Here is a 26,323-nt window from a genome sequence, read left to right on the forward strand (position 1 = left end):
TGTGTAGGCCTTTTGGTTAACCGCGGATACCGTTCCAAGCTAACACGGCAGCTGGTACGTGTCCTCGATTCCACGGCTGCTTCTGCTGACAGCAGAGGACCATCGAGTGGTGGCTGAAATACACCGCTCGCGCATTGTTCATTCCTTCGAAGAGTGCGGAGGTCAGCCCAGTGGCGGCCAGGTGAGCACCGCTTCGTTCTGGCTGGTCAGCTTGGACAGCGGCGTGAACCGGAAGTAGAGGTCGCGCGCCAGGGCGGGACCGAAGCGTTCCAACTGCTCGGTCTCGCTCAGCGCACGGGCCGCGGCGACCAGTCCCTCCGTCCGCGGCCTGCGCTCGTCCTCGTAGCCGCGCAACGCCGCGACCGGGTCCGCTGTCGCGCGCAGGTGCTGGGCGAGGACGACGGCGTCCTCGATGGCCAGCGCCGCCCCCTGGCCCAGGCTCACGAGCATCGGGTGGGCCGCGTCGCCGAGCAGGGTCGCGCGTCCGGTGCCCCACCGCTGGAGGAACGGGCGGTCCTGGGCGGTGATGCGGACGATCGATTCCTCGGGGGTGGTACGGATCGCCGCCCGCACCTCGTCGGCCCAGCCCGCGAAGAGGTCCGCGAGCCCCTCCTTGCCGCGCCGCAGGTGTCCGGAGGCGCCCGGGGGCACGTTCTTCGTCGCCCACCAGTAGGCGCGGCCGTGCCCGATGTCGGCGAGGCCGAAGCGCTGGCCCCTCCCCCAGTAGTGCGCCGCGTAGCCCTTGCCCATCCGCGGGTGGGTGAAAGGCACCGTGGCCAGCCAGCACGCGTAGTTGCCGGGCCGCGGTTCGTCGGCGCCCCCCACCTGCCTGCGGATCGCCGAGTTGAAGCCGTCCGCTCCGATCAGGACGTCGCCCGAGGCGGTCCTGCCGTCCTTGAAGGTGACCTCGACCCCGTCCTCGCCGCTGACGAACTCCGCTGCCTCGGCGCCGAGTTCGATGACGCTCCCGTCCCCGAGGGCGTCCAGCAGCGTCTGCTGGAGATCGGCCCGGTGGACGGCGTAGTTCGACGCCCCCAGCCGGTCCGAGAGTTCCCGGAACGGAAGCGCCCTGATCGGACGGCCCCGCCGGGTGAGGAACTTGAGCTCGTCGAACACCGCACCACGCTTCTCCAGGCCCGGGGCGATGTCGATGTCGAGGCTGCGCAGCGCCAGGACCGCGTTGCACATCAGCGACACCGCCGTGGTACCCGGCCGCAGCTCGGGAGCCCGCTCGAAGACCTGTACCTCGACGCCCACACGCCGCAGCGCCGCGGCGGCGGCGAGGCCGCCGACGCCCGCTCCGACGATGAGGGCCTTGCGCGGGGGGATCTGCGTCATGTCCCACTCCTCTCGGGCAGTCGTCGGCCCGGTCGGCCGGCCACCGCCTGTGCCACCTTCTCGGCTACGACGTTCACGTGCGGTTCGTCCAGGAGCACCAGGTGGTCACCGGGGACGTCGACCACCTGGAGCCGGCCCGTGGTCAGGTCGCCCCAGCCGTTGGTGGGGTCCGCGTGCAGGCTCTGGGCGGCTCCGTGCATGGGCTGGAGGATCTCCGGCAGCTCCGAGGTCGCGCGCAGCAGCACCACGTCCTCGTCGCCCGGTTCGGGCCGGTAGGTGAGGATCGCCCGCCAGTGCGCCTTGAACATCTGGAACAGGCGTCGCACGGTGGTGCGCGAGCTGCCCGCGGGCAGGATGCCCGCCCGCGTGGCGTGTCCGACGATGAAGTCGAACTTCGCCTCCTCCGCCAGACCGTCCGGCAGCGGGACCACCGGTGCGGTGCCACCGCGGCCCATCCACAGCAGCTCCCAGAAGAACCACTCCAGCAGGGAGTGGTCGGCGATGTCGGGCCGCTCCCCCTGCTTGACGGCGATCGGGTCGATCAGCACGGTGCCCTTCAGGGCGCCCGGGTCACCGCGGCGCAGTTGGCGCGCCATCTCGAAGGCGATGAAGCCGCCGAAGGACCATCCTCCGATCACATACGGCCCTTCGGGACACACGCGCCGCACGGCCTCCAGGTAGGCCGCCGCCATCTCCGGGATCGAGCTGAGCGGCTCCGTGCCGGGCACGGTCCCCCACGCCTGGATCGCGTAGACCGGCTGGTCCTGCGGCAGGTGACGGGCGAGGCGTACGTAGCACAGCACGTGGCCGCCCAGCGGATGGACCAGGATCAGCGGTGGCTTGTCCCCGTCGGTGCGGATCGGCACGACCGGGTCGAACCGGGCCGCCGCGTCGCCGCTCCGCAGGCGTTGGGCGAGCCCGGCGACGGTCGGGGCGGCGACGAACGCCGAGAGCGGAACGCTGACGCCGTAGCGTTTCTCGATCGTCATCACCAGCCGCATCGCGGTCAGTGAGGTGCCCCCGATGTCGAAGAAGTTGTCCCGCACGCCCACCGTGGGCAGTTCGAGCAGTTCCGCCAGGATGCCCACCAGCACCCTCTCGTGCTCGTCGGCGGGTTCGGTGGCGTCCGACGAGGGCGCGGCCAGCGGCATGCGGCGCAGCAGCGCGTCGTCCCGCTTGCCGCTGGGCGTCAGGGGCAGGCTCGCCAGCCACTCCAGGTGCGAGGGCATCATGTAGTCCGGCAGCACCGCCCGCAGCCGGCCGCGCACGTCGTCCAGGTCGACGGCCTCGGGGTCGCCGACGAGGAACGCCGCGAGGAACGCGTCGCCGCCCTCCCGGCGCCGCGACACCACCGCCGCCTCGCGGATACCGGACGCGGACTGCTCCTCGGCGAGCTTGGCGATGGCCAGTTCGACCTCGGCCGGCTCGACGCGGAAGCCACGCACCTTCACCTGGGAGTCGGCGCGGCCCAGCCAGGCGAGGTTGCCGTCCGGCATGACCCTGGCGAGGTCGCCCGTGCGGTAGAGGCGGGCGCCGGGCTCTCCGGACGGGTGCGGTACGAACCGCTCCTCGGTCAGGTCGGGCCGGTTGCGGTAGCCGTGGGCCAGGCACACCCCGCCGACGTAGATCTCTCCCTTGGCGCCCGCCGGGACCGGCCGCATGAGGCCGTCGAGCAGGTGCAGTTCGATGCCGTCCACGGGGACGCCGACGGGCGGCAGGGCGGGGAAGCGGGCCGGGTCACCGGTCATGGTGTGGTGGGTCAGCAGATGGGTCTCGGTGGGCCCGTACTGGTTCTCCAGTACGGTGTCCGGCCGCGCGGCACAGAACTGGCGGATCTCGTCGGTGATCCGCAGCTGCTCACCGGAGGAGATGACCACCCGCAGGGCACCCGGGCGGATGCCCAGCGCCTGGGACGTCTCCGCGAGCTGCTGGAGCGCCACGTAGGGCATGAAGACGCGCTCCACCTCCTCGCGGTCCAGGAGCCGCAGCAGGGCCGGCATGTCCCGCCGCTCGTCCTCGGCGAGCAGTTGCAGGGTGCCGCCGCCGCACAGCGTGGAGAAGATCTCCTGGAACGCCACGTCGAAGCTCAGGGGTGCGAACTGGAGGGTCTTGCCGCCCGCCGCGCCGCTGGCCGAGGGCACCTGCCAGCGCATGTAGTTGGCGAGCACCCGGTGCGGGAGTTCGACGCCCTTGGGCTCGCCGCTGGACCCGGAGGTGAACAGCAGGTAGGCGACGGTCTCGCCGGTGATCTCCGGCAGCGGTGCGACACCTGCCGGATCGGGTTCCGTCTCCAGCAGCTCATCCACGTACAGCAGTCGGGAGGGGTCGTCGAAGAGCGGTACGTGGGTCTCGTCGGTGACGATCCACAGCGGGTCGGCCTGGGCGATCATCGCGGCGAGCCTGGCGCGCGGGTAGGTGGTGTCGAGGGGGACGCAGGTGGCTCCGGCCTTCCCGACCCCCAGAACGGTGGCCAGTGTCTCGGGCGAACGGTCCATGGCGATGCCGACGGCGGTGCCGGTGCGCACTCCGGCTTCGATCAGGGCGTGGGCCATCCGGTTCGCGGCGGCGTCGAGCCGGGCGTACGTCCAGTGGCGCGCGCCGCAGCTGACGGCCACCGCCTCGGGCGTACGGGAGACGTGCTCGTCGATCAGACGGATGACGTGCGCGGGAGCGTCGGCCCCGCTGCCCGCGCCGGAGGCGGTTCGCGGCGCGGCCTGCCCGAGCCCGTCGCTCAGGAAGGCGAAGTCCACGTCCGCGTAGGGGTGCTCGGTGATCCGCTGGAGGACGGCCACGTACGTCTGTCCGATGCTCTCCACCTGGGAGCGTGAGAACGTGCGGCCGTCGCAGTCGAGCCGCAGCCACAGGCGTTCGTCCACCGGGTCGACCACGGCGTTGACCAGGAGCTTGAAGTTCGTCTCCTCCCAGGTCCTGAAGTCGGTCAACGTCATGCCGGTGCCCTCGAACAGCGAGGTGAGCACATGCGGATGGACGTAGTTGAAGGCGGTGTCGAAGACGGCGTTCCCGCCTCGGTCCTCCTGGATCGCGCTCAGCGGATAGCGGCGGTGGGGATGGCTTGCCCGCTCCTGTTCGTACACCTCGCGCGCCGAGTCCAGCCAGGAACGCGGCCGGCCGTTCAGCCGCAGCGGCAACGTCTCCAGGAACAGTCCGGTGATCCGTTCGGCGTCGGCCTGCTCCGGACGCCCGCCGGTGACCAGCCCGGTCGTGATGTCGTGCGTGTCGGAGAACAGCCGCAGCGTCAGGCAGTGCGCCGCGAGCAGCAGGGACTTGACCGGCAGGTTGTGGGCGCGTGCCAGACGGCCCACTCGGTCGGCCAGGCCGTCCGGAAGCTCCAGTCGGTGCACAACGAGCCCCGTGTCGCCTGCGGGCTCGTACGGCCTGAGACCGTCGATCTGGGCCAGTTCGGCGCCGTCGAGCAGCCGCTGCCAGTACCGCTTGCTCTCCTCGGAGGCGAGGGCCCTGCGCTCCTCGCGTACGTAGAGAGCGGGCGAGGGCAGTGCCCGCGCCGGGACGGCGGCGACGGGGTGCCCGGCGTGGTGGAGGAAGTCCTGGAGCAGTTCGCGCACCAGCGTGGCCACGCTCCAGCCGTCCAGGATCGCGTGGTGGAAGCTGAACACCAGTTCCAGGGAGTCGCGCAGGACGTGCATACGGAACAGGTACAGCGGCGGCCGGTCCAGACGGTACTCGTGGTACCGCCGTTCCTGGACGTGCCGGTCCAGCTCGTCCTGCGCCTCCTGCTCGCCGAGACCGCGCAGGTCCGCGATCTGCAGCCCGCCGTGGGCCTCCCGGTGCACGAGCTGGAGCGGCTCGGAGTAGCCGCCGAGGTCGAAGGCGGAGCGCAGCACCGGGTGCCGCCGGACCAGCCCGTCGAAGGCGCGACGCAGCGCCTGCTCGTCCCAGGGCGACGTCAGCGAGTAGCGGAAGACGTCGTGGTAGACGGCGGATTTCTCGTGCTCCCCGCTGTGGTAGAGCAGGCCCAGGTGCAGCCGGGTGGCCGGGTAGGCGTCCTCGAGACCGGTCAGCCGTGCCCGGTCGATCCCGGGGACCAGGGCGAACGGTTCCAGCGGTGTGTCCGTCCCGTCCTGTTGCACGGTCGTCGCGACCGCGGCGAGCTCGGCGACCGTGGGGTTGCGGACCATGTCGGCCAGGGTGAAGTGGACGCCCGACCGCCGTGCCTCCGCCTGGATGCGGAGCATCTGGATCGAGTCCCCGCCCAGGGAGTAGTAGTCCTGGTCGGTCCCGATGGCGTCGGTCCCCAGGACGGCCGCCCAGGCCGCGGCCACCTTGCCCTCGATCTCGGTGGACGGCGCCCGTGACCCGGCGCCCGTCTCCACGGCGGGGGCGGGCAGCTGCCGCCGGTCGGCCTTGCCGTTCGCGGTGAGCGGTATCCGGTCGATCCGCACGAAGTACGCGGGGATCATGAACTGCGGCAGGGTTTCGAGGAGTCGGGCGCGTAATCGGGCCGCCCCCACTTCTTCGTCGGCCACGTAGTAGCCCACCAGGTGCACCCCGCGGCCCGGCTCGGTCCGGTCCACGACGAGGGCGTCCCGGACGCCGGGACACTCCGCCAGGCGATTGCGCACCTCGCCCGGTTCGACCCGGTTGCCGCGGATCTTGACCTGGTCGTCGAGGCGCCCCAGGTACTCCAGGGTGCCGTCCGCCAGCCAGCGCGCCCGGTCCCCGGTCCGGTACATGCGCCCGCCCGGCGTGAACGGGTCCGCCACGAACACGGCGGCGTCCAGCTCGGGCCGGTCCAGGTAGCCGCGCGCCACGCCGACGCCCGCGACGCACAGCTCGCCGGCCACACCCGCGGGCTGGAGGTGCCCGTGCGCGCCGACGACGTACAGCCGGATGTTGTCGATCGGCCGCCCGATCGGCACCCGGCCCACTGCGCCGTCCGTGCCGCCGGGGCATGCGTAGTGGGTGACGTCGACCGTGGCCTCGGTCGGGCCGTAGAGGTTGACCAGCCGGGGAGCCGAGGCTCCGGCGTCGGCGAACACCTGGTTGAACCGCGCCACATGAGCGGGCGTCAACGCTTCTCCGCTGCAGAACACCTGGCGCAGGGAGGCCGCGTCCGCCACCCGGGCCGGGTTCTCCTCGATGCGGTCGAGGAACGGGCCGAGCATCGACGGCACGAAGTGGGCCACGGTCACGCGGTGCGCCCGCACCGTACCGAGGATGGCTTCCGGGTCGCGCTCTCCCCGGGGCGGCAGCAGCGCCAGGCCGGCCCCGGTGATCGCCCACCAGAACAGCTCCCACACGGAGACGTCGAAGGTGGCCGGCGTCTTCTGCAGCAGGACGTCCGCCTCGCCGACCGGGTAGCGGCGCTGCATCCACTCCAGCCGGTTCACCACGGAGCGGTGCTCGACCTGCACGCCCTTGGGCCGTCCTGTGGACCCGGAGGTGTAGATGACGTACGCGAGGTCGTCCGGCCCGCCCAACGTGACGGGCGCGGCGGCTCCGGCGGCTCCGGCGGGCGCGGCGGGTCCGGTGGGTCCGGCGGGTGCGGTGGGTCCGGCGGGTGCGGCGGGTCCGGCGGCACCGGCAGGCGCGGCGGGCGCGGCGGCACCGGCGGCACCGGCGGCTCCAGCGGCTCCGGCGGGTCCGGCGGCACCGGCGGACGCGGCGGACGCGGCGGACGCGGCGGACGCGGCGGGCGGGGCGGGCGGGGTCGCCGCAAGGCGCCGTACGGAGACGGCGTCGGCCACCGGGGCGGCGGGCACGGTGCTGCCCAGCAGCACCGCGACGGCCCCGCTGTCGGCCAGCACGAACCGGACGCGCTCCTCGGGATGGTCCGGGTCGACCGGGACGTACGCGGCGCCCGCCTTGAGGACGCCCAGGACCGCGGCGACGAGCTGCGGGCCGCGCTCGGCCAGCACGGCGACCCGGTCGCCCGTGCGCACGCCGTCCTCGCGCAGCTGGTGCGCGATGTGGTTGGCCCATCCGTCGAGGCGGGCGAAGGTCAGCGACCGGGCGGGGTCGTCGGTGATGACGGCCATCCGGTCGGGAGTTCTTGCCGCCTGCCGCTCGAAGAGCGCGTGAACGGTCGTGTCCTCGCTGAACGCGCTCACCGGGCCGGTGCCCGTCGCGATCAGGGCGGCACGTTCGGCTTCGCCGACCATGGGGATCTGCGACAGCGTCAGGGACTCCCCCACGAGAGCGCCCTTGAGGATCGCCTCGATGTGGCCGGCCACCGACTCCACGGGGAAGTCTTCGTCGAACACGTCGAGGGCGTAGTCCATGTCGACCAGGACGTCACCGATGTCGTCCAGTTCGTTGACGACCACTGCCAGCACGTCGTCGTCGTGGGCACGCGCCTGTACGACGGTCTCGTACTCCACGCCCTGGACCGCGAGGGGACTGGGCCAGCGCAGATAGGCGATGGTGGTGTCGAACAGCCGCTTGGGGCCGCTCTCCTGGAGCGGCACGCAGCGCAGCAGGTCGCCCAGCGAGAAGCGCTCGTGGGGCTTGAGCTCCCGGGTCGATGCCTGCACCTCGGCGACGAGCTCGCTCATCGTACGGTCCTCGCCGGCCGTCACCCGCAGCGGCAGGGTGTTCGCGAAGTGGCCCACGGTCTGCTTCTGCGCGGCGGTGGGCCGGTTCAGCAGCGGTACGCCCAGGACGACTTCGTCGCTGCCGTGCACCCGCGACAGGTAGACGGCGAAGGCGCCCGCGACGAACGCGAAGACCGAATGGCCGCGTTCACGGATGCTCTCGATGACACCGCGTTCGATCATGAAGCTGTGGCGGGCACTGCTGCGGGAGCCGGCCGGGGCCGAGCGGCGGAAGAGGGCCGGGGAGACACCCCGCAGCTGCTGCTGGAAATAGGCCCGGTCGTTCGCGTGGTCGTCCGAGGCACGGTAGCGGCGCTCGTCCTCCGCGAATTCCAGGTACGACGGCACGGACGGTTCTTCGGACTGCCCGGTCCTTCGTAACCGGTCGTATTCGGCGCGTACTTGGGACATGAAGAGGTTCAGGCCCCAGGCGTCCGCGACGATGTGGTGCACCTTGACGTAGGAACGAAAGACTCCCTCACCCTCCTTGAGGACCGCGAGCGTGAACAGCCGGCTGCGTTCCACCTCGAAAGGAACGTCGAAGGCGTCTTTGATCCACGCCTCGCAGGAATCCCGCGGCGACGGGGCGTCGGAAAGGTCGATCGTCGGAATGTCGTAGGCCTCGTCCTCGGACCACTGGACCGGAGTTCCCTCCTCCGGGTCTATCCGGATCCGGAACGCGTCGTTGCGGTCGACCGCACGGCGCAGGCACGCCTTGAGAAGGTCGACGTCCACGTCACCGGTGAACCGGTCGGTGATGAAGCAGTTGAACTGCGGGAGATGCGGAAAGATGGAGTTCGCAGCCCAGATGTCCTGCTGGTAGGCCGTGAGGGGGTTGCGCTCCCGTCGATTCACGATCGCTCCCCGCCGTTCTCCGCGGCGATGGTACTGCCGTGGTACCAGGGGTTTCCCGCAGCCTCGGATATGAGGTTGCGCGACTTCGTCTCCCGCGCCTTGCCCAGATCGAGAGTGAGGTACTGGACGAACTCCAGAGCGGTGAAGTACTGCCGGATGAAAGTCGACTGGTCGAGTTCGATCTCGGTGACGGTGATCTGTGCGTTCTGCGGGATCGGCGCGGTCAGCAACGACACCAGGTTCTTCCGCTTGGCCCGGGTGTATTCGTCCTCTTCCGGGTCGGCGAAGACGAGGATGCTGTGCCTGCGCTCAGGGTCGGTGAGCGTGGCCACCTCGCTGTGGCAGAACTCGTGGAAAAAGTTGCGCGTCGCCGGCACCATGGCGATTTCGTTGAAGTGCATCTTGGCCAACTTCAGCAGGCTCTCGTGCCACTTGGGCGAACCGAGCATGATGACGTTGGCGTTCTCGCTGCGCGCGGCGGCGTCCGCGGCCAGGGCCCGCAGCTCCGGGGTGAAGTCGGTCCGCAGATCCTCGGCCAGGGAACGGACCTCGGGCCCGTAGTCCTTGTCCAGCAGACCGAGCCGCAGGAACATGTCGACCAGGATCGAGAAGTACTGGCCCACATGGAACAGCGGGTACTCGCGGTCCGGCTTGCTCAGCGTCCAGCGCGCGATGGACACGCCGTGCTCCTCGCCCAGTTCGCCGAGCCGGCCGCCGGAGGTGAGCAGCAGCACCCGGTCGTGCATGGGGCGCAGCGCGTGGAAGGCACGGACCGGTTCGCTGGAGTGGCCGCTGTACGAACTCAGGATGATGAGCGTGCGCTCGTCCTCGATCACCGCGCGCGGGACAAGGTACTCGAAGTCGTAGTCGTTGAAGACATGCACTTCGAGGTCGCTGCGGATCGAGTCGAAGAACACTTTTATCACGTCCGACACGATGGCCGAGCAGCCCATTCCGCTGAAGACGATGCGCGTGAAGTGACCGTCCTTCAACCTCTTCAGGAGGTCGGAAGAGATGCCGGACATGTCATACTCGTCGAACTTGGTGAAACCTGCGCGGTACTCCTGCTCCAGGAATTCCTGGTAGCGCTCGAGGCGTGATCGCATGAGTATTCCTCTTCCTGGGAAGTAGTGCTTCACCACATGAACTGGCCGCCGTCCACAATCAGTTTCTGTCCCGTGATGTACGCGGCCCCCTCGCCCACCAGGAATTCCAGCGCGTCCGCCATCTCGTCGGTGGCACCTATCCGGCGCTGCGGTATCTCGTTCAGCAACGCATCCATGTACTCCGGCTCGGCCACGCGGTAGCGCGTACGCATTTCTTCCGTGTCGATCATTCCCGGAATGAGGCAGTTCACCCGGATACTCGGAGCGAGTTCCATGGCCAGGCACTTGGTGAGATGAAGCATCCCGGCTTTGCTCGAACAGTAGTTGGCGCCGTTCTTCCGGGGCCGAATCGCCGTGGTCGCACCGATGTTGACGATGGAACCGCCGCCGGCCTCCAACATGGCCGGGGCGAAGGCCCGTGTCATATAGAACGGGCCGGACAGATTGGTGTCCAGTACGCGGCGCCAGTCGGAGTCGGAGATCTCGAGCACCGGACGGTCGATATTGAGACCGGCGTTGTTCACCAGGACCTGCGGGACTCCGTGCTCGGTCCGTACGAGTTCGGCGAGTTCGGCGACTTCGTCCGGGTCGGACACATTCGACCGTACGACAGACAGTCCCTTCTCCACCTCTTGCAGAGCAAGGTTCGCCGACTCTTCGTCGCTGCGATACGTGGCGACCACCCGGAATCCCATCCGGGTCAGCCGGTGGCTGAAAGCGAGTCCGATTCCCTTGGTTCCGCCGGTAACGATGGCAAGCCTGTCAGGCGAATTCACTCGAGCTCCCTTATGTGGATGCGGCGCCGAGGACACGAAGAGGGCGGGCCGCGCACAGCGCCGTTGCGCGGCGGCGCGCGGAGCCGCACGGACGCGTGCGACGCGCACACACGCGTGCCGCGTGGAGGGAGGGGACGGGTCTGAAGGTCGACGCACTGCGCCCGGGTGAGGGATGCGGGAACGCATGGGGCGCACGGGAATGAGGACCCGAAGGGCGCGTCACACGGGCGCAGGGTTTTGTCGAAGTGGTCCTGGAACGGACCGGACTCAGCGGGTGAGGGGCTTGCGGGCACGCAGGATGACGTCGAAGCGGCCCGGGTACTGGCGGTCCATCGCCTCGAAGCCCGCTTCGGTGTACCACTGCTCGAATTCCCGCGCCGTGTAGATACGGCCCTCGGGTGACGCGATCGTCTGGACGTATCCCGCCATGAACGCGGCGTGGGCGGGCCCGGTCTCGTCGTCGTCCTGGGCACACGCGACGATCACCATGTGACCGCCCGGCTCCAGCGCGCGGTACGTCTTCGCGAAGAGGTCGCGGACCTGGTCGGGCGACCAGATCTCGAGGAAACGGGAGTAGACGACGCAGTCGTGGGACGAGGGGAACTCGTCCTTCCAGATGTCGGTCCCGACCGCGTCGATGCGCTCGGAGAGGCCCGCCTCGGCGATGCGGGCGGCGGCCATCTCCGCCACGTTGGGCAGTTCGAGGATGGTCGCCCGAAGGTGCGGCCAGCGCTGCGCGAAACCGATGGAGTTGGTCCCGGTGCCTCCGCCGACGTCGAGCACCTTCTTGTACGACGAGAAGTCCACGGCTTTGACGATGTCTTCGACCACCGAGCGGCTCTGGTGTTCCATCATGACCGTGAAGACCCGCTCCAGGTTCTTGTCCTCGCCTAGGAGCTCGTAGAGCGTGGTCGCCGGGGAGTCGGCGAGGAGTTCGCGATGCAGCCCCTCGTTCTCGTTGTTCACCAGCGACTCGTGGAGCCAGCCCATCGGCTGGTACAGCATCTCGTGGGTGTAGCGGACGATCACCGGCATGAACGCGTCCTGATCGCCGGCCAGCAGGTCGGTGGCCGCGGTGTTGTGGTAGCCGTCGCCCTCCTTGCGTAAGAGGTCGAACGCACAGCACCCGAGGAGCAGTACGTGTCCGGCGCGTTCCTCCAGCCCGAGTTCGGCGGTGATCTCTTCACGGCTGCTGCCCGGCCGGTTCTTGAGCAGGGTGAAGAGTTCAAGACGCAGAGCGGCATGCATGAACGGGAACCTGAAGCTGGTGTAAACCAGCTTCCACAGCTCGTCCAAGGCCGTTTCCGAAGATTCCTTCATGGTTTATCCTCCACGTTTCTTGCAGGTCGCGAGCAATCGCTTTCGGCCATGGAGTGGTTGATGCTCAATGCGGAATGGACGACGGCGGCTTTCGACGGTCGACCGGCAGCCGGGCGCTACGCGCACAGGGTCCGCCCCGTGGAGCGACATCGACATGAATGGAAGGTGTCGCCACGGCCGCTCACGTAGTTGACACGCACAACCACAGACTTAACTTCACATGCAGCAATCACACAAGACATCGCAGGCCTCTCGCCGCCACCGGTGGCGCGAATCGCGCGATGCGCGAACACGCATCCTCCTTGCTCAGCGAGGTCCGCCGGTCGGGAACGGGTCGAATTCCAAGTCGATTCTGTCTGAAAATATCTCGGGAGGGTGTGCAGTTGTGCGGGTGGTGGTGCGAGATTAGAGTGAGCGGCCGTGCTCGGAGTGGTCGGCGGGGGCCGGTAACCCGGGCCTGAGGGAAGGGAATTCCGTCGTGACCGAGACCGAGAAAGCCGTCACCGATCCCGCGATACCCGACAGCACCGACCCGACCGGCGGCCCCGGCGGGATCGAGGTACTCGCCTCACTCAGCCCCGACTTACAAGCCGACCCGTACACCGCCTTCGCGCGGCTGCGCGAGCGCGGTCCGGTGCACCAGGTGGTGACGCCCGACAGGGGCGTGGTGTGGCTCGTCGTCGGGTACGAGGCCGCGCGCGAGGCCTTCACCGCCCCGCAGCTCAGCCGGGACTGGCAGCGCGAGTACCGGAAGCCCGGCTGGAGCCCGCCGTACGCCCTGAACATGCTCGGCAACGCCAACATGCTGATGAGCGACCCGCCCCATCACACCCGGCTGCGGAGGCTGGTGGCGGGGGAGTTCACGGCCCGGCGGGTCGAGGGGATGCGGGGGCGCGTCCAGGAGATCACCGACGAGCTGCTGGACCGCATGACGGCCGACGGAGCGCGCCGCGCCGACCTCATCGAGGCGTTCGCCTCCCCGCTCCCCATGATCGTCATCTCCGAACTGCTCGGCGTACCCGGCCTGGACCGCGCCTCCTTCCACGCCTGGTCCAACGAGACCCTCGCGCCCACCAGCCCCGAGGCGGAGAAGGAGGCGTACGAGCAGGTCATGCCGTATCTCACCGGGCTCATCGCCGCCAAGCGGGAGAGCCCCGGGGAGGACCTGCTCAGCGCCCTCGTCCACACGGTCGACGAGGGCGGCGACCGGCTCACCGAGGACGAACTGGTCTCGTTGGCCTTCCTGCTGCTCGTCGCCGGGCACGAGACGACGGTCAACACGATCGGCAACGCGGTGCGCGCGCTCCTCGCGCACCCCGAGCAGCTGGCGGCCGTACGGGCCGATCCGGCGGGGCTGGCGGCGGGACTGGTGGAGGAGACGCTGCGCTACGACGGGCCGGTGGCGACCACCACACCGCGCATCGCCCTGGAGGACACCGAGATCGGCGGCGTACAGGTGCCGCGCGGTGGCATCGTGCTGATCGCCATGGCCGGCGCGGACCACGACCCGGCGCGCTTCCCCGATCCGGAACAATTCGACATACGGCGTCACGACGCCCGGGCCCATCTCTCCTTCGGACACGGGATCCACTTCTGCCTGGGCGCCCCCCTCGCCCGCCTCGAGGGCGAGCTGGGGCTGCGCGCGCTGCTGGAGCGCTGCCCGGACCTGACGGCGGACGGGGAACCCGGGGAGTGGCTCCCGGGGATGCTGATCCGGGGGAGGCGGAGCCTGCCGGTGCGGTGGTGACCCGCCCACCGCGGGTGTCAGGGAGTCGCCGTACCGGGGACAGGACCCGCGGGCAGGGCACCCGGTACGGACAGGGCCGATGTCTCCAGCAGCCGCTCGGCGTACAGCCAGGCCGCGGACTCCACCCACCGGTCCCGTACCAAAAACGCCTGGAACGCCACCAGTAGCGCCTCCATGACCACGAGGACCACGAGCAACGGGGTACTCGGCCGTCCCAGAAAGTCGGGCTCGACGAAGGCCCACGCGAGTACGGCGAGCAGCGCGACCACGGCGGTCGGGAGGGCGTACGGCCGCAGCCCGAAGGTGTTGCGCCGGAAGCCGTACTCGCAGTTCTGCTCCTGCACCAGTTCGGCGCCGGGCAGTCCTCGCGCCCGCACTCGAAGGGCGAGTCCCGCCGCGTCGTAGATCTCGTCCGCCCGCTGCGGGTCCGCCAACTCCTCTTGCTCGGTGGGCAGCGGCAGGGAGGCACCGACGATGTCCTGGATACGGGTACGCAGGAACTCCAGCCGCTGTCTGCTGGTGGGTCCGCGCCACCGCAACAGCTGCACGGTCGGTTTGCCGCCCCAGGACCGGAAGAGCCGCGCCTCGATCCGCTTCCCCCTGCTGCGGCCCAACTGGTCGGCGAGCAGGGGCAGTCCGCTCAGCAGGACCAGCGACCACAGCCACCGGCCTCGGGGCAGGGCCTGCACCCCCGCGACGAGGGGCAGCGCCGGCGGCAGCAGCATGATCAGGACGGGCCTGAGACGAGCCCGTCGGCTGTATTTGTCGAACAGTACGAACAGCGCCGCATGCCCCATGGCCGCCCTCCCCCGAAGTGTGCGCGCCGCCCCAGGGGCGCCCACGCGAACCCCTCCGCAGGAATACCCGTGCCGCACCCGGGTCATGCCCCCGCAGCCGTGGGCGTCACAGGGGCGGGGCCTGCCGCACCCGTCCCTTCTCCACCAGGACCGCGATGCCCTCCGAACCGGGTTCGGGGTACCCGGCGTCGAAGTCGAGTTCGGCCGCGAGGGCGGTGTCGGCGTAGCGTTCAGTGCTCGGTACCCGGTGGTTGAACCAGAAGGTGGGGCGGATTCCCGGCCTCATCATTCGGGCCATGGCACGCAGGCTGGGGTGCGCGCCCTCTCCGTACCGGTACCTCGCCTCCCGGGCCCGGGGTTGCAGGGCCCGGCCTCCGTGCGTCGAGATGAGCCAGTGGTGGCAGTCGAGGGCGTCGAGGAGTGCGGTGCTGATGTTGTGGGCGCTGCCGTGGTGCGGGACCTTGCACAGGTCGACACGGTACGGGCGCCCCGCGCCGAGCCTGTTGAGCGAGGCGGCCAGTGTCTCCGCGTGGGCGTCTGCGCCGAACAGCACCCGGGCGCCCGTGGTGTCCTCGGCGCAGAAGGCGATACTGGACCCGTTGTGGGGACGGCGGTCACGTTCATAGCCCGCGTCGTCGGCGAGTTCGCGCCAGGGAATCGTGACTTGCTCCTCATCGTCGCGTGAGTCGGGGTCGAACAGGTCCTCCAGGTCTCCGAGCAGGTCGGGTTGACCCGGTGCGGAGTCCTCGGTCGACGGTTCCGGCCAGGCGGCGAGCAGCTTTGCCAGCCCGGTGCGGTCCGGCGAGAGCAGGGTGAGCCGAAGACCGGGGAGGGAGAAGACACGCGGGGTGCCGTCGTCCGGCACCATCACGGGCCCGCCACCGGCGCGGCTGTTCCAGGCGACGCCCCGCGCGCGCAGCAGTTCGGCGAGCCGGTCCCCCTGTAGCGGCCCGAGGCGGTCGGCGGGGACGAGGTGGTCCCGGCCGTTGAACCACACTTCGTCGGCGCCGAATCCTTCGGGTGGCCGGGTGAAGAGGTCCAGCAGACCGCCGATGTGGTCGGTGTCGATGTGCGTGCACACGACGAGGTCGAATCGCCGGTCGTGGACCGGCAGGCGGCCGAGCCGGTCGGCGAGCCCCTCGGGCAGGCGTGCGCGGCCTCTGGTGCCGCCGTCGATCAGCATGCGGTGGGGACGCCCGGCGTGCGTCCACTCGACCCACAGACAGTCCCCCTCCGCCGCGGGGAGTGCCTCGACCCGGATCACCGTCGTGCTCCTTCCCCGGTCGCGCCGGCCCGGCCGGGCACGCGGACCTCCCAGTCCGTGTCCCCGTAGCCGACGAGAGCCAGGGCGGACGCCTCGCCCTTGAGCAGAGAGGCACGCCGGGCGCGGGTGAGTGCCTCGCCCAGCAGCAGTCCTGAGCCCGATTCGCCCGCCAGTCGTCTGATCTCGGCCATCAGCTCGACCGCCACGGGCACGATGTGCCGGGCGAGGACGGGAGTGAGGGTGCCGACGACTCCCGGTGCCCCGGCTTCGAGCATCCTGAGCTGGGCTCCGAGCAGCGGCGTGTGGTGGTCGGCGGTCCGGCAGCCCAGCAGCAGGACCAGGGGGTTCGGCTCGGCGGGCCCGGTGAGCAACGGGTCCAGCGTCTCGTACAGGGACAGCCGGTCGTCCGTGCCCAGCACGAGGAAGGTCGACCCGCTTGCGGGGCCACTCACGACCCTTCCGCTGTGGACGACGAGAAGGAGTACGCCCGGTGGTTCCCCGTCGTCCCGCAGGCGTTTTGTGCGTCGGGCCAGTTCACTCCAGGTGGCGAAAGGGGCGGCCCCGGCGCCGAGCAGGGGGAACGCGGTCGACCAGGCGCGCTCGGTGTTGTGGTCGGCCCGGTCGCAGGCCGCCGCGAGGACGGACTCGCCGACGTCGATGGTGCCGCGTCGGGCGGCCGGGCCGATGGTGAGCGCGAAGTCCTTGGTGAGTCCCGCGGACTCCTCGGCGTGCACGTACCGTTCGATCACTTTGCTCGCCCCCCAGAACCCGAAAGGGCACACCACGCTGTCGTCGCTGTGTCCGGGGCAGCGCGCCGCGCAGTCCTCGGGACCGGAGAGTGCCGGGGCGTCGGGGCAGAGCCGGCCGGGCACGCCGAGCGGTCCGCCGACCCGCAGCGGCTTGTCGTACACGAGTTCCAGCGGGAGGAGGTCGCCGGGCCTGGCGGCCAGCACGGAGATGCTGTCGGCGCGCCGTAGTGCCTCGGCGCGCTGCCGGGGAACCAGTCCGATCCGCTCGCCGAACAGGGCACGGGACAGGGCCTGACCGCTCTGGGCGAGGCTGATCAGCAGCTCTTCGTAGGTCGGACTGCGGTAACCGTCGTACTTTTCGGGGTGGCAGGCCGGATCGCGCAGCGCCGCCGTCAACGCGCTGATCGTGCGGGACAGATCGGCCGGCGCACTGATCTCGACGGAGTTCGAGATCACGGTGGTGAGGACGGGTTCTCCCCCGGCGTCGGTTCCGAGGGTGAGAGCGACGTCGTGCGGCGTCCGGGCGTCTAGGTCGTCGGTGTCCGCGCGGACCACCGCGTCGATCTCGAAGACGGGCGCGTTCCCCGATCCGACCGTGCCGCTGAGGACACCGCTCTGGAGGAAGCGATTGCGGTGAAGGACGGTGACACGGACCTGGAAGGGGCTGCCGGCGGCGCCCGAGGACACCCTGAAGCGGGCCTCGCCCGACCGGCCGACGGGCGGCAGGTCCACGTCCTGGAGCTGACCCGCTCGGGGCGGCGGTGAACCGTGCAGTTGTACGGCCGTGATCCGGAGCCGGTGCGTCCGGTCGGGTACGAACGAGTCCGTGGGCAGCGGCTCCTGGGCCGCCGTCTCCCTTCCGGGCCGGCCGACCCAGACCGTGAGGTCGTACTCCGTGTCGGGGCGGACAGCCGTCGACCGGGTCCGCTCCCCTGTGCTCTGCGTGGTCTCCGCGAGCGCGGTGCGCACCACTCGGTGCGGCTGTCGGTACCGGTCGTGCGCCACCTCCCGCAGCAGGCGTGACCATCGCCGGGTCGTGGCCTCGGCGTCGGTGGTCTCCGGGCGGGCCCGCGGGTCGGGGAGCGTACGAGTCCAGCCGGCGACGTCGCTCGGGAGACCGATGCCGGTCCGGGTGATCGCCGCGCTCAGCCGGGTGGTGTCCAGCAGTCTGGGATCGGCCCGCAGCACGGGAAGGGGAGCGCCCACCGAGGCGGCGGCCCAGTCCAGAGCGATGTCGAGGGGCGCGTCGTGCGCCATGGCGGAGAGCACGGCCACCAGCCATTCGACGACGTCCCCTCCGGTGTCCACGAGAGCGGCGCTCGTGGTGCCGTGCCGGGCCGCGATCCGGGACAGCGGCGTGTCGGCGTCGGCGGGCGTACGGCCGGGCTCGACCAGCGCGATCGCCACGGCCGCCGTCGGCCCCTGGCCGGCGGGGACGGGCGGCGAGGGCGAGGCGTCCGCCCGGCACAGCACGATGGCCGCACGCGCCCATCGGCCCTCCGGCGCGGTCTCGACGACGCAGTCCCGCCACAGCGCGCTCCGCGCGGCCAAGGCGTCGGAGAGGGCCGCGCGCTCCTCGGGTGTGCCGTCCGGGAGCAGCGCGACGGGCAGCGGCCAGGACCATCCTGGACACGCGGCCGGGGTGGGCGGGGCGACGAAGCCGACGGCGGCGACATGGCGCCCGGTCCGCAGCAGGGCACCGATGTCGTGGCCCGCGCCCGGTGGGGGCGACACCGACAGCCGCACTCCGGGAGTCCCCGCGCAGGTCTCGTACCACTCGTCGGCGAGCCGGGACACGGACGCCGGGTCGCGCTCGAAAAGGGCGACCGGGTCAGTCCAGGGGACGAGCACGGCGTGCCCGCCGGTCCGTCCTTCGAGGAGCGGACCGAGCACGGAGCCGACGTCGGCTGTCCCTCCCCCGGGCCCCGTCGCCGCGGCCACGACTCCGCCTGCCACGAGCGTGTCCACGCTTCTGCGGTCGTCGGCCCCGTCGCCGAGGATCCGGCTCACGACGCGCAGTGCTTCGTACGGCTTCACGCTGTCCTCTCGACGGTTCCGCGGCACGAGGGCCGCTCGCCTCCACTATGCCAAGTAAGTTCTCTCGATGGACAGTTGTGGCACTCTTGCCCAAACGATCCGGTAAGGGGCAGGGGTGAGCCGTGGCGACGGACGAGTCGGCTGAGGATCTGACGCTGACGATGGACGGCTTTCGCAGCGACGCGGACGGCATGTCCTGGCGCTGGTCGCTGACCGGTCCCGGAGGCGTGTTCGAGGCGGACGCCGAGATCCGGCTGCGGCGCGAGGAATGGCAGTACGACGCCTTCGAGGATCTCTACGGCTATCTCGCGTGGCGTGTCGACCCGGAACGGCGGACGGAGCGTGAGGCCGCCGTGGTGCGCGAGGTGGGTGAGTGGATCGGCGCCCGGGTGCTCGGAGAGGTGGGTGTCCGGCTCGCCCGGTTCGCCGAGGACGCGGTCGGGTGCACGGTGCGCGTCACCCTGCCTCAGGAGGCTCGGACCCTCGCCGCGCGCCCGCTGGAGGCCGCCGTGATCGACGGCGTCCCGTTGCGGCGCCACGGAGTGGTCTTCGTGCATGACGTGCCCGCGCCGGGCGGGTCCGCGCCCAGACTGCCGAAGCGCCCGGTCGGGGCGGCACTGCGGATCCTCGCGCTGTTCAGCCTTCCCGACACCACCACCGCCCTGGACCTGCGGCGCGAGCGCCACGAACTGGCCCGGATCGTGCGTACGGTGAGTGCCGTGCACGGCCGTGCCGTCGAACTGCGGGTGCTTCAGTACGGAGTCACCCGCCGGCGGCTGCGCGAGATCGCGGAGGACGGCCGCGGGTGGGACATCGTCCATGTCTCCGCACACGGCGGCCGTGCCGTTCTGACGCTGGAACACGAGGACGGCAGCCCCGACGAGGTGCCCCACGACGTGCTGGTGGACCTGCTGTCCCCCCTTCGCCGCCAGGTGAAGCTGATCACGGCATCGTCCTGCTCGTCGGCCGACGACCGGGCGCGCGACTCCTTCGACGCGCCCGGTCTCGGGCCCGCCCTGCGCCGTCGAAGCTCCCCGGCCGCCCCGACGGCCCCGCTGGCCGATCTCGCGTCCTCGCTCGCCGGACGGCTGGACTGCGCGGTGGTCGGCATGCGTTTTCCCGTGGTCGACGACTTCGCCATCGCGCTCAGCGGGAAGCTGTACGAGTCGCTCCTGATCCGTGACCAGCCACTGGCCACGGCGCTGGCCCTAGCGCTGGCGTCGACCGTGCCCGACCGGCCGACCCCCTCCTTCCCTGCTCTGTCCGCGGTGACGCCGGCACTCTTCGGTCGCAGCGCCGCCGCCCTGCGCCTCTCCGCGCCCCCGAGCGGCCCCCTTGTCTACGACGCGGAGAAGCTGAAACTCGCGGGTTTCCTCGACCAGCCCGCACGGTTCGTGGGCAGGGTCGGGCTGATGAGCCGGGCCAACGCGGCGCTGGCACCGCGCAGCAAGGTGTCCGGCATCGTTCTGCACGGCATGGCGGGGTCCGGCAAGACCACCGCGGCCCTCGAACTGGCGTACATGCAGGAGGACAACTTCCAGGCCCTCGTGTGGTTGCGGGTCGGCGGCGCCGAACCCGCTGACGGCGAACTCCGGGCGCCGGGCGCCCATGTGGTCGACAGCGCGCTGACCGATCTGGCGATCACCCTCGAGCGGAAGCTGAAGGGCCTGTCCATGACCCCCGCCCTCACCGACCGCGAGGAGTTGCACCGGCTGTTGCCCCTGCTCACGGAGTTCTTCGAACGGCGGCGGGTCCTGCTGGTCATCGACAACGCGGAAGCTCTTCTGACGAGCCGGGGCACCTGGCGGGACGAACGCTGGGAGGCCGTGTACACCGCGCTCACCTCGCACACGGGGCTGTCGCGAACCGTACTGACCAGCCGCGTCCGTCCAGCGTCCACCCCCGCGGCGGTGTCGGTCGAACCGGTCCACGCGCTCGGCCGACGCGAGGCGATTCTGCTGGCGCGTGAACTTCCGCGACTGGGGCAGCTGATCGAGGGCTCGGCCTCCGATGTCCCTGCTGAGCGGGGGCGTGAGGTCGTCTCGGAGGTCCTCGCCGCGACCGGAGGCCATCCCGAACTGCTGGTCCTCGCCGACGCGCAGGCCACGGACCTCGACCGGCTCGGTCCGCTGCTGGACACCGCGCGGCGCACCCGTGAGGCCGCCCGCTCCGAGGGCGCCGGCATCGGCAAAGACGGCGGCGCCGACGCGGCGGAGACAGCGACCGCCGAGGACTACGCGATCCTCCTGGACTCCTGGACGCGAGGCATCTCCGGCGAACTCGGCCCGGCCGAGCGCACGTTGTTCCAGGTACTGAGTGTGATGGAGGAAGCCGACCGCGGCCAGGAAATCGTGACCGTGGTGTGGAACAGCCTGAACCGGAGCGCGGCGGGCGGGTCGGACGACGCCCCTGTGGCCGCGCTCGTGCGGAGCGGACTGGTCGCGCAGAGCGCCGGCACCGACGGACAATCGCGCTGGGACCTGCATCCCAGCGTGGCCGGCACCGGCCGGGCGAGCGCCGATCCGTCCCTCGTCCGTCAGGTCGAGGTCGCCCTCGCGGACCACTGGTGTGCCGCGCTGGACGCGGCTCTCGCCCACGAGGACACCGGCCGCACCGGCACAGAGGTGCTGCGTGCGGGCCGCGCGGCGTGTCCGTACCTGTTGCGGTCGGGCGACTGGGAACAACTGGTCGACGTGGTGAGCCAGGTGCTGGCCCGTGACCTGACCCGGCCCGGCGCGCTGGCACTGCTGCCGTTCGTGGACGCGGCGGTCGCCGAGGCCGGTGACGCCGACCGGGACGCGCGCGTCGCGCGCACGCAGGCGAGGGTCCTGCTCCGGGTGGACCCCGCGGCCGGTGAGCTCCGTCTGACCGAGCTGTTCGACGACGCGGTCCGCCGCGGGGACCATGAGCGGGCCGCCAACCTCGCCAGCGATCTCCGGGCCCGGCACCGCAACGTGGGCAGGCTCGCCGAGGCGCTGACCTGGGCGGAACGTGCCATCGAGCACATCGCTCTCACGGACCGCGGCCCCTGGACCAAGCTCGGCATCGAGGCAGCGCACGCCCAGCTCCTGGCCATGACGGAGCGTTTCGAAGATGCGTTGGAACGAAGTCAGGACCTGCTGAACCGCTCCGGCCGGCTGTCCCGGCACTCGGACGTTTCCGAAGGTCTGGAGCCGTGGACCGTGGAGGAGATGCTGCTCGACGTGGGACGGCTGGCCGCCCGCGGCCTCGGCCGGCTCAAGGAGGCCCTCGACTTCAACAAACGCATCGCGGACTGCGAGTCGCGGCGCGACGCGCCCGTCCTCGAACGCACCCACACCCTCTTCAACACAGGGGAACTCCTGCTGTCCCTCGGTCAACTGGACGAGTCCGCCGCCGTGTTCCAGCGGTGCCGGCAGGAATACGAGCGCCAGTTGTTCGCGCCGGGGCTGGCATGGACGTTCACCGCGTTCGCACGGGTGGAGCACCGGCGCGGTCACGGCCCGACCGCCCTCGGACTCGCCCGGGACGCGCTGCGCTACGCCTACCGTGCGGACCTGGCGGCGGACATCGTCGTGGCCCACCACGACATGGGGGTCCTGACGCGGGCCCACGACGACGATCCGCGGACCGCGGTCGCCCATCTGCTGGCCGCCGAACTGATCGAGGCGGCCGGGGGACCCACCGACGGCGAGCGGCTTCCCGAACCGGCCGGCACCGAGGGCTCCGGCGCGGGCGACGGTTCCGGTGAGGGCGACAGCCCGTCCGTACCCGGCACCGTGGACGAGGTCATCGAGTTGGTCGGCCGGGTGCCGGGCGTGGACCTGCGTCGTGTCCTCACCGCGATCCTCGGTACGGACGCGCCGCCCTCTCTGCAGGCCCTCCTGGAGGGGGTACGAGCATCCGCCCGGCCCTCCTGAACTGCTCGGCGGCCTCAGTCGTCGCCCGCTCGGGTCCAGGCCGCGACGACTGCGCCCCACGTCACCCGCACCTCCTCCGGCTCGGCCACGCGGGCGAGGACATCGGCCAGCCGGATGCCGGGCTGGGCGTCCATGACGCTGCTCAGTTCCTCGACGGTGGCGGGCGGTGACTCGTACACCGGGACGAGCCGGCGGATCAGCCCGATGGCGGCCCCGAGGTCCACGCCGTCGACGAGCGCGCCGAGCAGCACCGACGTCAGACCGTGCAGAAGGATCCGCCGCGTGTCCTCGGGTGTCCTCGTCGGCAAGGAGGACAGGAAGACCGCCAGGTTGTGGTGCGCGACCCGCAGCGTGTGGACATGGGCGTTGCCCGCACCGTAGAGCCCGACCAGTGCCTCGGTCATGAGACTCACGGCGGTGTCGAAGTGCCCGCGCCCGGCCTCGACGTCGGCCAGTGCCCCGGTGGTCAATGCCACCTGTTCCCAGTCCTGTTCGCGGGCGAAGAGTTCGCGGCAGTGGATGAGGACCTCGTATGCCTCGTCGCCCCTCCCCAGCCGCTGCAGTGGCCCGTACCGGTTGAAGAGGGTGCGGGCGATGTCCGTGGCGGGGGCGTCCCGGGCCTGCTGGGAGGCGAGGACGGCGTCGATGAGGGTCAGCTCCAGTTCCCAGGCACCCATGACGTCGGCCGCGGCGCACCCGATGCCCAGCACCGCCTCGCGAACGTTCCACGGGTCCACGTTCTCCCGGCTGTCCGGCGAGTCGCCGGCGGGCAGGGCGTCCATACGGTCGAGGAGTCGCTCCACCTCGCCGAGGACGGTCTCGGGCGGGTACCTGCGCTGCAGGATCTGAAGTCGTTTCGCCTCGTCACCGAGGACCGACCACGGGCCCAGACCGGCCTGCCGCGTGTAGTCGGGCTTCCGGTCGAGAAGGGCCAGAGCCCCCTCCCAGTCCCCGTGGCGGAAGCGGAGCCAGCCGAGGTCGCCCGTGAGCCCGGTTGCGGCGAGGTGGTCACCGCGGGTGAGAGCGGCCTCCAGCAATCGTTCCAGGTGGGTTCGGGCCTCGTCAGGATCGCTGCGTTCCAGCACTCGGACGAGAATCCGGGTGGCGGCCAGTTCGTCGTCGCTGCCCTCGGCTCGGCGTCCGATGTCCCGAAGCGCGGGCAGCAGCGTGGCGGCGGTCCTGGGCGAGGGGTCGCGGAACAGCACGCGTTCGAGGAGGAGGGCGGCCCGGCTCCAGTGGCCCCTTCGCAGCAGGTACGGCAGGGCGGCCCGGGCCGCGTCGATGACCTGGCCGGAGCCGCCCCCCTCGCGTTCGGTCGCCAGGCTCTTCATCGCGCGGTCGGTCCAGTACGCGGCGAGCTGTCGGTCGACGGCCTCCCGCAGGTGCTCGGCGGTCCCGCGGCCGGCCTCCGCGACCTCGGGGTGCACGACCAGGGTGACCTGGTCTCCGCCGGCGTCCCGGTCGACGGTGACGAGGCTGCTCTCGGCCAGCTCGGACCAGTCCTGCCACCACGTGTCCCCGGCTTCGGGGCCCCCTGGCCCGGTCTCCCGGAGCAGCGGGCCGATCTCCTCGAGGAGCGCGGGCCTGCGGTCGGCCGGTTCCAGCCAGCACAGGACACGGAAGAGATGGCGGGCGGTCCCGGACAGCGCGGACACCACGCCCCTGGTCCACATGGCCAGAACGGCCGTGTAGGCGGTGGCATCCGCACGGGTGGCGGCGCCGAGGTCGAGGTAGCTCCGCGGCGTGACACCCAGCTCCTCCCAGGAACGGTCCACTTCGGCGAGACGCGCGGCGAGGCGCTCCGGGTCGGACAGTTCGCCCTCGGCCAACTCGATGAGGGTGGGGTGCCCCTGTGCCGAGGTCAGAACACCCACCGCGAGAGCCTTGCACCGGCTCGGATGCAGCCCGGCCAGCTCCCCGTCCAGGAGCGCCCTGAGCTGCGGCATCTCGCGAGCGAGCAGCACGCTCTCGCGGGGCGACAGGGCTTCGACCTGGTACACGGACACACCGGGGTCGAGGGAGCGGGGCGCGCGCCGTCCGGTCATGATCAGCCGGGACAGGCCACGGTGCCGGGTCAGGGCATCGACCACCAGCCCCCATCGCGGGTCGCGCCACTCACCTGACGCGCTGAGCAGGGACTCCACGTTGTCGAGGACGACCAGGACCCGCTCCTCCTTGCAGAACTGGGTGAGCAGCGGCAGGAACGCCGACAACTCCTCCGGCTTGTCCAGCAGTTCGGCGAAATGAAGGTCCTCGACGCGGTGCTGCAGGGCCCGGACGAAATCGGTGAGGGAGGTGGTGATGTCCGCAGCAGCACCGTCGGTCCCCTCGGGGGCCCGGTACCAGACGAGCGCCGCGAAGTTGTCCTCCTGCCCATAGGAGAGTTCCAGGGCGCACGCGGTCTTGCCCGCGCCCGCCATGCCCTGGAGGAAGATGCCGGATTCTCCGCTGTGCTCCGCCAGACAGCGGTTCGCCGCGGACATCAGGGCGCCCCGGCCCACGAACCGTGCGGGCTGGTCGAGAAAGCCCGCCAGCTTCAGTGCACTCCTGTCGAAGACCAGGGCGGGGCCCTTGGGCGGTGGGAGCAGGAGTTCCACCGCGGTGCCGCCGAACAGCGCGGGCGAGCTGGCGGCCAGGGGCGGGCTGGCCTCGGTGGCCGGCGTGTCGACCACTCGGGGAAGGGCGAGGGCCACCGCACGCCCCAGGGGATTCGCCTGCTCCACCATCAGTTTGAAGACCGCACCGTTCAGCTCCGTCACGAAGTCGTCGGTGACGGTGTGCCGCATGCCGAGCACCGCGCAGTCGAGGCGATCGGCGAGGACCTCGGCGAGGGTGCCCACGTGCGGGGAGGTACCGGACCGCTCCGGGCCCTGCGGGCCTTCGTCCCGCGAGGGCTCGGCGGACCGGTGCGCGGGGCCGATCCCCAGCGCCTCCAGTCGCTCGTCGGTCAGGGTGTCCGCCGACGAACAGGCCGCCGCCAGTACGAACTTGACGCGTCGGCGCAGCGGCGCCAGCAGCTCCACCAGCGCGTCTCCGCCGATCGGATCACGACTGCCGTCCGGCTTCTCCAGGACGAAGACGCCTTCCCCACCGTGACCCGACAGCACGAGAACGTCCCAGCCGCGCCCGTCCTCCACGAGCCTGCTCAGCCGCTCACGCGTCGCGCCGTACTGCAGGACGGCCAGCTCGATGGCCCTCCCGCTCGTCTTGGCCACCGTGTCGAGCAGTCGGGCGAGTTGCAGGCGTTCCCGCCTGAGATTCAGCGCGGAGCTGCCGTCGGGCAGGCTGAACAGAGCCAGTACGCGCAGGGCGCCCGCGATGGAATGCTTTTTCCTCCGTAACGGCCTGGCGGACGCCGCCGCGAGATCCCGGACGAGGCTGACGCGGTGCAGCGGCAGGGGCTTGCCGTCGACCACCGCCGCCTCCCAGGGCAGTCCCGCGACGAAGCGGGCCTCGGGAGGGACCTTCATCCGCACCACGTAGGGGAACTCGTCCGCCAGAATGGGGCCGATCTCCTTGAGCGCCGTGCCGGTGATCCACCGGCCCAACTCGTCGAGAAGTTCGCTCTCATGCTCCAGGCGCCGGCTCGGGTCCGCCCGCCATCGCAGATACGACTGCAGATCACGGAAGGCGTCGACCTGCCAGTCCGAGCCGTTGAGGCGGACGTCGACCTCCTTGGTCTCAAGACCTTCGGCCTCCAGGACCCAGCGCCAGCTCGCCTCCGTCATCTTGCCCGTGACGGGGTCCGTCGCCACGTGAAAGCCGGTCACAGCGAGGCAGAAGTCCGCCGCTTCGGAATCCACGAGGCCCCCTGTGCGTCGCAGCTGTTTACGGTCCCCACCTGGTCCCCAAGAATAGCCAAG

11 protein-coding genes are annotated in these 26,323 nt (G+C 70.9%); 2 read left to right on the plus strand and 9 right to left on the minus strand.

The window, feature by feature from the left end:
* Positions 1–162 precede the first annotated feature (162 nt).
* The 5 genes from ABZ855_RS06545 to ABZ855_RS06565 form a co-directional block, all read right to left on the minus strand.
* Positions 163–1,338, minus strand: a complete 1,176-nt coding sequence (locus tag ABZ855_RS06545) for an FAD-dependent monooxygenase (RefSeq protein ID WP_360801938.1) — start codon at positions 1,336–1,338, stop codon at positions 163–165.
* Entirely contained in the window at positions 1,335–8,765 is a 7,431-nt protein-coding gene (locus tag ABZ855_RS06550; protein ID WP_360801941.1) for an amino acid adenylation domain-containing protein, read from the minus strand. The genes ABZ855_RS06545 and ABZ855_RS06550 overlap by 4 nt, the downstream gene beginning before the upstream one ends.
* The gene (locus ABZ855_RS06555) at positions 8,762–9,871 is read right to left on the minus strand and encodes an SIS domain-containing protein (protein WP_360801944.1); all 1,110 of its coding nucleotides are present in this window, start codon (positions 9,869–9,871) and stop codon (positions 8,762–8,764) included. Before ABZ855_RS06555 ends, ABZ855_RS06550 begins: the two co-directional genes overlap by 4 nt.
* Positions 9,872–9,900: 29 nt before the next feature.
* Complete coding sequence (locus ABZ855_RS06560; RefSeq protein ID WP_360801947.1) at positions 9,901–10,647, minus strand: SDR family oxidoreductase; 747 nt, start codon at positions 10,645–10,647, stop codon at positions 9,901–9,903.
* 267 nt (positions 10,648–10,914) lie between these two features.
* On the minus strand, positions 10,915–11,967 hold the full coding sequence (locus tag ABZ855_RS06565) for a methyltransferase (protein ID WP_360801950.1): 1,053 nt from the start codon (positions 11,965–11,967) through the stop codon (positions 10,915–10,917).
* A 478-nt stretch (positions 11,968–12,445) separates the two neighbouring features.
* Here ABZ855_RS06565 and ABZ855_RS06570 point away from each other — a divergent pair, with 478 nt between their 5' ends.
* A complete protein-coding gene (locus tag ABZ855_RS06570) occupies positions 12,446–13,714 on the plus strand; it encodes a cytochrome P450 (RefSeq protein ID WP_360801953.1) in 1,269 nt (422 codons plus the stop codon).
* Positions 13,715–13,731: 17 nt separating this feature from the next.
* Here ABZ855_RS06570 and ABZ855_RS06575 read toward each other — a convergent pair whose 3' ends face one another.
* The 3 genes from ABZ855_RS06575 to ABZ855_RS06585 form a co-directional block, all read right to left on the minus strand.
* Positions 13,732–14,511, minus strand: coding sequence for a hypothetical protein (locus ABZ855_RS06575; RefSeq protein WP_360801956.1), 780 nt, complete (start codon positions 14,509–14,511; stop codon positions 13,732–13,734).
* A 106-nt stretch (positions 14,512–14,617) separates the two neighbouring features.
* Positions 14,618–15,775, minus strand: coding sequence for an MBL fold metallo-hydrolase (locus ABZ855_RS06580; protein ID WP_360801959.1), 1,158 nt, complete (start codon positions 15,773–15,775; stop codon positions 14,618–14,620).
* Positions 15,772–18,561 (minus strand): hypothetical protein, encoded by a 2,790-nt coding sequence (locus tag ABZ855_RS06585; protein ID WP_360801962.1) that lies wholly within the window; start codon positions 18,559–18,561, stop codon positions 15,772–15,774. The genes ABZ855_RS06580 and ABZ855_RS06585 overlap by 4 nt, the downstream gene beginning before the upstream one ends.
* 122 nt (positions 18,562–18,683) lie before the next feature.
* Here ABZ855_RS06585 and ABZ855_RS06590 point away from each other — a divergent pair, with 122 nt between their 5' ends.
* Positions 18,684–22,460, plus strand: a complete 3,777-nt coding sequence (locus ABZ855_RS06590; protein WP_360801965.1) for an NB-ARC domain-containing protein — start codon at positions 18,684–18,686, stop codon at positions 22,458–22,460.
* 14 nt (positions 22,461–22,474) lie between these two features.
* On the opposite strand, the gene ABZ855_RS06595 is transcribed toward ABZ855_RS06590, so the two are convergent.
* Positions 22,475–26,263 carry a tetratricopeptide repeat protein gene (locus ABZ855_RS06595; RefSeq protein WP_360801968.1) on the minus strand — a complete coding sequence of 1,263 codons (3,789 nt, stop codon included), beginning with the start codon at positions 26,261–26,263 and terminating at the stop codon, positions 22,475–22,477.
* Between the last annotated feature and the right edge of the window lie 60 nt (positions 26,264–26,323).

The sequence above is a fragment of the Streptomyces sp. NPDC047042 genome, assembly GCF_040644035.1.
Lineage (GTDB): Bacteria > Actinomycetota > Actinomycetes > Streptomycetales > Streptomycetaceae > Streptomyces.

Excerpts from the sequence above, each read along its gene's own strand:
- ABZ855_RS06545 (WP_360801938.1), bottom strand. The coding sequence starts at position 1,338 with ATGACGCAGATCCCCCCGCGCAAGGCCCTCATCGTCGGAGCGGGCGTC.
- ABZ855_RS06555 (WP_360801944.1), bottom strand. The coding sequence starts at position 9,871 with ATGCGATCACGCCTCGAGCGCTACCAGGAATTCCTGGAGCAGGAGTAC.
- ABZ855_RS06565 (WP_360801950.1), bottom strand. The coding sequence starts at position 11,967 with ATGAAGGAATCTTCGGAAACGGCCTTGGACGAGCTGTGGAAGCTGGTT.
- ABZ855_RS06575 (WP_360801956.1), bottom strand. The coding sequence starts at position 14,511 with ATGGGGCATGCGGCGCTGTTCGTACTGTTCGACAAATACAGCCGACGG.